This window comes from Massilia brevitalea (genome assembly GCF_030711405.1).
In the GTDB taxonomy this organism is placed as follows: domain Bacteria; phylum Pseudomonadota; class Gammaproteobacteria; order Burkholderiales; family Burkholderiaceae_D; genus Telluria; species Telluria brevitalea.
In genome coordinates this window covers 1-508 of the sequence record NZ_JAULSI010000129.1, presented here as the reverse complement: position 1 = coordinate 508, position 508 = coordinate 1, and the positions used below count along the sequence as shown (strand labels likewise).

Below are 508 nucleotides of genomic sequence, written 5' to 3'. Positions count from 1 at the left end.
GATGGCGACGAACAAGTAGCGACGTGAGGTCTCGTCCGGCATCTGAGGCAAGTACTTGATGTCGATATGGATGAAGCCTGGCTCGTAGTCCTTGAAGGTCTTCTTGGGCGTGATGGTTTCGCCTTCTGCCTTCGGGATCACGTCTTGCAGGCGCGACATGCCTTCACGCTTGAGCAGGCGTGCGATGCCTGAGCGGGATACGTCGGGGTTGATGTGCTGCCGCGTGACGAACAGCAGGTCGTCAAGAGGAAGATAGAGTGACTGGCGCAGTGCCAAAACGATGGCTTCCTGCGCTGTGCTTAGAGTTGTATGCAGCGTGTGGGCACGGTGCGAGCGGTCCTGTACATCGTCCCGTTTGAGCCACTTGGCGGCAGTGGCGCGGGTGATGCCGAAGACCTTCGCTGCCTCGCGATCAGACAGGCCAGAATCCTTGATCTCCTGCCGGATCTTCGGGGTGGTACGGGCTTGCGGGTGAATGCGTGAACTCATGCTGCCAACTGCTCCTGGT

1 protein-coding gene is annotated in these 508 nt (G+C 59.1%); it reads right to left on the bottom strand.

Going from position 1 to position 508, the window contains the following annotated elements:
* Positions 1-489, bottom strand: a 489-nt coding sequence (locus QWL29_RS26585; protein ID WP_502572783.1) for a transposase family protein, incomplete at its 3' end; no start/stop codon positions are given.
* Positions 490-508 lie beyond the last annotated feature (19 nt).